The 6,377-nt window shown below is 74.5% G+C and carries 2 protein-coding genes; both read left to right on the top strand.

Annotated elements, in window-relative coordinates:
* Positions 1–872: phosphopantetheine-binding protein (locus tag ABT154_RS33790; RefSeq protein ID WP_351862202.1), on the top strand; the 872-nt coding region annotated here is incomplete at its 5' end.
* 76 nt (positions 873–948) lie between these two features.
* A partial coding sequence (locus ABT154_RS33785; RefSeq protein WP_351862200.1) for a beta-ketoacyl synthase N-terminal-like domain-containing protein occupies positions 949–6,377 on the top strand: 5,429 nt, incomplete at its 3' end.

The raw sequence follows: 6,377 nt of genomic DNA, 5'->3' as shown, positions 1-6,377 counted from the left end.
ACACCCAAGGACAACCCGCCACCAGCCTCGCCTGGGGCCTCTGGAACCAACACAGCACACTCACCCAAAACCTCACCGACACCGACCTCACACGGTTGCGCCGCTCAGGGATCGTGCCGATGTCGTCGGAGGAGGCGCTGCGGATGCTGGACACGGCGCTCGGCTCGACGGAGCCGCTGCTCTACCCGGCGCGGCTCGACCTGAACGCCCTGCGGACCCTCGCGACCGCCGGTACGGGACCGGAGCCGCTGCTCGGCCTGGTGCGCGGCGGACCGGCGCGGCGCAGTGCGGCGGCGGGCCCCGGCGCCCGGACCGCCGGCGGTGCGGTGCCGCTCGCGGACAGGCTCGCGGCGACACCGGCGGAGGGGCGCGAGGAGCTGGTGCTCGGTCTGGTGCGGCAGCAGGTGGCGGCGGTCCTCGGGCACGGCTCGCCGGACCGGATCGACGCCGAGCGCGGGCTTCTGGACCTCGGCTTCGACTCGCTGACGGCGGTGGAGTTCCGCAACCGGCTCAACGCCGTGACGGGGCTGCGGCTGCCGACGACGGTGGTCTTCGACCACCCCACGCCGGCGGCGCTCGCCCGGCACCTGCTCGACGGGCTGGCCGTGACGGCCGCTCCGGCCGGGCCCGCGGGCCCGGCCGATCCCCTGGAGGCGATCGAGCGGCTGGAGGAGCTGCTGCGGCAGCACTCGGCCGGCGCCGCCGCCCTGGACGCGGCGGAGACGGCCGAGATCACCCAGCGGCTGCAGTCCGTGCTGCAGGGCTGGCACGGCGTGGCCGCCTCCCTCGGGGAGCCGGCGGCCGACGACCTCGGCTCCGCGACGGACGACGAGCTGTTCGACGCCCTCGACAAGGAGCTCGGCCTGTCCTGATCTCCGCCCCGGCGGCCGGTGCCGCCCCGTCCATCCTCTTTTCGACAGCAGTGAAGGTTGAGCTCCCGTGGCGAACGTGGCGAACAACGAAGACAGGCTCCGCGACTACCTCAAGCGGGCGACCACCGACCTGAGGCTGGCGCGGCGCCGGATCTCGGAGATCGAGCAGGCCCGGCACGAGCCGATCGCGATCGTCGGCATGGCCTGCCGCTACCCGGGCGGGGTGTCCTCGCCCGAGGACCTGTGGAAACTGGTCAGCGAGGGCACCGACGCCATCGGCCCCTTCCCCCAGGACCGGGACTGGGACGAGGACCTGTACGACCCCGACCCGGAGGCCGTCGGCAAGTCCTCGACGGCCCGAGGCGGGTTCGTCCACGAGGCGGCGCAGGCGGACGCGGCCTTCTTCGGGCTGAGCCCGCGCGAGGCGATGGCCACCGACCCGCAGCAGCGGCTGCTCCTGGAGACGGCCTGGGAGACGTTCGAGCGGGCCGGCATCGACCCGACGACCCTGCGCGGCAGCGACACCGGCGTCTTCGCCGGGGTGATGTACAACGACTACGCCTCGCGGCTGCGGCCGGCGCCCGAGGGGTACGAGGGCTATCTCGCCAGCGGCAGCCTGGGCAGTGTGGCCTCGGGCCGTCTCTCCTACGTCTACGGTCTCGAAGGTCCCGCGGTGTCCGTGGACACCGCCTGCTCCTCGTCCCTGGTGGCCCTGCACCTCGCGGTTCGGTCGCTGCGGCAGGGCGAGTGCTCACTCGCCCTCGCCGGCGGCGCGACGGTGATGGCCACGCCCAACACCTTCGTGGAGTTCAGCCGTCAGCGCGGCCTCTCCCCCGACGGCCGCTGCAAGGCGTTCTCCGCGACGGCCGACGGCACCGGCTGGAGCGAGGGCGTCGGCCTGCTGCTCGTCGAACGGCTCTCCGACGCCGTCCGCAACGGCCATCCGGTCCTCGCCGTCGTACGCGGCACCGCGACCAACCAGGACGGTGCGAGCGGCCGGCTGACGGCGCCGAACGGTCCGTCCCAGGAGCGGGTGATCCGCCAGGCGCTCACCGACGCCCAGCTGGCGTCCGACCAGGTGGACGCGGTCGAGGCGCACGGCACCGGCACGACCCTGGGCGACCCGATCGAGGCGCGGGCCCTGATCAACACGTACGGGCGGGAGCGTGACGCCGAGCGCCCGCTGTGGCTCGGTTCGCTGAAGTCGAACATCGGCCACACGCAGGCCGCCGCGGGCGTCGGCGGCGTCATCAAGATGGTGATGGCGATGCGCAACGGCAGGCTGCCGCGCACCCTGCACGTCGACCGGCCGACGGACCATGTCGACTGGTCGGCGGGCACCGTGAGGCTGCTCACCGAGGAGCAGCCCTGGACGGCCGCCGACGAGACCCCGCTGCGGGCCGCCGTGTCGTCCTTCGGCATCAGCGGCACCAACGCGCACGTCGTGATCGAGCAGGCGACGGAGCGGACCGCCGAGCAGCACGCGGAGCAGCCCGGTGGCGGGCCGGCCCGCCAGGAGGCGGCGGGGGTGGAGGCCCCCGAGGCCCCCGAGGCCATCGGCGGCGGAGGGAACGACGATCCGGCCGGTGCCCGGCAGGCGGCGGAAGGATCCGTCGAACTCCCTCCCGTGCCCTGGCTGTTGTCGGCGAAGTCGGATCGGGCCCTGCGGGAGCAGGCGCGCCGTCTGCACACCTACGCGACCGAGCACCCGGACACCCCGTCGCAGGAGGTCGCGGGCGCGCTCGCGGCGCGTACCCGCTTCGAGCACCGCGCCGCCGTCGACGCGACGGGCGACCGCGCGGGGCTGCTCGCCGCCCTGGACGCCCTCGCCGAGGGCGGTGAGGCGCCCGGTCTGACCACCGGAAGCGCCCTCACCGGAAAGACCGCGTTCCTCTTCACCGGCCAGGGCAGCCAGCGACTCGGCATGGGCCGCGAGCTGTACGACTCCCACCCGGTGTTCGCCGCCGCCTTCCACGAGGTCTGCGACCGTTTCGACGCGATACTGGACCGGCCGCTGCACGAGGTGACATGGGGTCAGGACGCGGCGACGCTCAACCGGACGCAGTACGCGCAGGCCGCGCTCTTCACCCTGCAGACCGCGCTCTACCGGACCTTGGAGCACCACGGGCTGGTCCCGGACGCGCTGATCGGCCACTCGGTCGGCGAGATCGCCGCCGCGCACGCCGCCGGCGTCCTGGATCTGCCGGACGCCGTCACGCTGGTCGCGGTTCGCGGCCGGCTGATGCAGGCCGCCCGTGGTGACGGCGCGATGCTCGCCGTGCGCGCCTCGGAGGCGGAGGTGCGGGAGGCCCTCGCCGGGGTCGGGGGCGATCTGGACATCGCGGCGGTGAACGGACCGGAGGCCACGGTGATCTCCGGGGCCAGGGACGCGGCCGAGGCGGTGGCTCAGCATTTCGCGGCGCTCGGCCGGAAGACCTCGCGCCTGACGGTCAGCCATGCCTTCCACTCCGCGCACATGGACGAGGTCCTTCCCGACTTCCGCGCGGCGATCGAAGGCCTGACCTTCCACGCCCCGAAGATCCCCGTCATCTCCAACGTGACCGGCCTGCCCGCCACCGGCGACGACCTGGTCACTCCGGCGTACTGGGCGAACCACATCCGCCGGGCCGTCCGCTTCCACCCCGGCATCCAGCACCTCGAAGCCCACGGCACCAGCCGTTTCCTGGAGCTCGGGCCGGACGCCATCCTCACCGCCCTCGCCCAGGACACGCTGACCGAGCCGGCCGTCCTCGCACCGACGCTGCGCAAGAACGCACCCGAACCCACCACCCTCGCCACCGCGCTCGCCCGCCTCCACACCGCGGGCCACACCCCCACCTCCTGGCGGCCCCAGACCCCGGCACCGACCGTGGAGGGCCTGCCCACCTACCCCTTCCAGCGTGAGCGCTTCTGGCTGTCGCCCGGCACGGTGGCGACGGACGTCGCGTCCGCGGGTCTCGTGACCTCCGGGCATCCGCTGCTCGGCGCCCTGGTGACGCTGCCGGACAGCGACCAGCTGGTGTTCACCGGCCGGATCTCGACGCGTACCCACGCCTGGCTCGCGGACCACACCATCGCCGGTGCCACGCTGCTTCCCGGCACGGCCCTCGCCGATCTCGCGCTGCACGCCGCCGGCCACACCGACACACCCGCGCTGGACGAACTCACCCTCGAATCCCCTCTGGTACTGCGGGCGGACACGCCGGTGACCCTGCATGTCACGGTCGGCCCGGCGGCCGGCGACGGCAGCCGGACGATCGCCGTGCACTCGCGCACGGACGACGCCGAGTCCTGGACCCGGCACGCCTCCGGCACCCTGTCGGACGCGGTCGACGCGCCCGAGGAGCTGCCGTGGCCGCCGCCGGGCGAGCGCGTCGACCTCACGGGCGCGTACGAGGAGCTGCACGCCCGCGGTTACGCGTACGGCCCCGCCTTCCAGGGCCTCTCCGCGCTCTGGCGCGACGGCGACGAGCTGTACGCCGAGATCGAGCTCCCCGAGGGCGTCGACGCCACCGGGCACACCCTTCACCCCGCCCTCCTCGACGCCGCACTCCACCCGTGGGCGCGCGAGGTCATGGGCGAGGACGCCGGGAGCGTGCTGCTGCCGTTCAGCTGGCAGGGCGTGACGCTGCACGCCGTGGAGGCGACCCGGGTGCGGCTGCGGCTGACCCGGACCGGCGAGGACACCGTACGGCTGCGGCTGACCGACCCGGCCGGCGCTCCGGTCGCCACGGTGGCGGCCGTGACCGCGCGGGCCGGCGCCCTGGCCGATCTCTCGGCCGGCGCGGACGGGTCCGGTGCCGGGCGGACGCCGCTGCTCCTGGTCGACTGGAAGCCGCTGCCCACGGCCGGGACGCCGGCCGCCGCGTCGGAGGCGGTCGCCGTTCTCGGCCCGGACCCGCTGGGCCTCGCGGAGGCACTCGGCGTGCCCGCCCACTCCGATGCCGCCGCGCTGCACGCGGCCGTCGCGGCGGGCGCCGGGGCGCCCGGTGTCGTGCTCGCCACCTTCCTCGACGAGACCCCGGCCACGGACGACGGACTTCCGTCGCGGGTGGACGCGTTGAGCACCCGGGCGCTCGCGCTGACGCAGGACTGGCTGGAGTGGGAGTGGCCGGCCGGTGCGGGGGCGGAGCCGCGGTTCGTGGCCGTGACCCGGGGCGCCGTGGCCGCAAGGTCCGGGCCCGAGATACGGGATCTGGCCGCCTCCGCCGTGTGGGGCCTGCTGCGCTCCGCCCGTACCGAACACCCGGACCGATTCGGCCTGTTGGATCTCGACGAGGTCGTCGGGGAGCGTACGAAGGGGCTGGGCTCCGCCGTGTCGGCGCTGCTCGCCGGGGACGAGCACCAGCTCGCGGTGCGCGACGGCGGTGTCTACGCGCCCCGTCTGGTGCGGGCCGACCGGGCGCCGGAGGTTCTGGTGCCGCCGAAGGACACCCCGTTCTGGCGGCTCGACGTGCACAGCTCCGGCACCCTGGGCAATCTGGCACTGCTGCCCGCTCCTGAGGCGGGCGCGCCGCTGGGGCACGGCGAGGTGCGGGTCCAGGTGCGGGCCGCGGGGCTGAACTTCCGTGACGTCCTCGTGGGTCTCGGGATGTACCCGGGCGACGAGGCGCGGATCGGCGGCGAGGCGGCCGGTGTCGTCCTGGAGACGGGGCCCGGCGTGACCTCGGTGGGGGTCGGCGACCGGGTGATGGGGCTGTTCCCGCTGGGCGCGATCGGGCCGGTCGCGGTCACCGACCACCGCTGGGTCACCCGGATGCCGCAGGGCTGGACGTTCACGGACGCCGCGGTGATCCCGGTCGTGTTCCTCACCGCGTACTACGGGCTCGAGGACCTGGCGAAGGCCCGCCGGGGCGAGTCGCTGCTCGTGCACGCGGCGACCGGCGGTGTGGGCATGGCCGCGCTGCAGCTCGCGCACCACTGGGGCCTGGAGGTCTACGGCACGGCGAGCAGGCCCAAGTGGGACGTGCTGCGTTCACTGGGTGTGCCCGAGGACCGGATCGCCTCGACCCGGACGCTCGACTTCGAGGAGCAGTACCGGGCGGCCACCGGCGGCCGGGGCTTCGACGTGGTGCTGAACTCGCTGGCCCAGGAGTTCGTGGACGCCTCGCTGCGGCTGCTCGCGCCGGGCGGCAGGTTCCTGGAGATGGGCAAGACCGACATCCGTGACGAGGCCGAGGTGCGGGAGCGGTACGCGGGCGTGTCGTACACCGCGTACGACCTGATGCGGGTGGAGCCCGAGCGGGTCCAGGAGATGCTGGTCGAGCTGGTGCGGCTGTTCGAGTCCGGGGAGCTGCGGCGGCTGCCGGTGACCGCGTGGGACGTGAGCCACGCGCCGGAGGCGCTGCGTCATCTGAGTCAGGCCCGGCACACCGGCAAGGCGGTCCTGACGCTGCCGGCTCCGCCGGACCCGGAGGGGACGGTGTTGATCACCGGAGGCACCGGCGCACTCGGCAGCCTCCTCGCCCGCCACCTCGTCACCCACCACGGCGCACGCCACCTCAT

The sequence above is a fragment of the Streptomyces sp. NPDC001728 genome (assembly GCF_040297565.1).
Lineage (GTDB): Bacteria > Actinomycetota > Actinomycetes > Streptomycetales > Streptomycetaceae > Streptomyces.
Note: the sequence above shows the minus strand (reverse complement) of the source record. Positions and strands in the feature narration are given on the sequence as shown.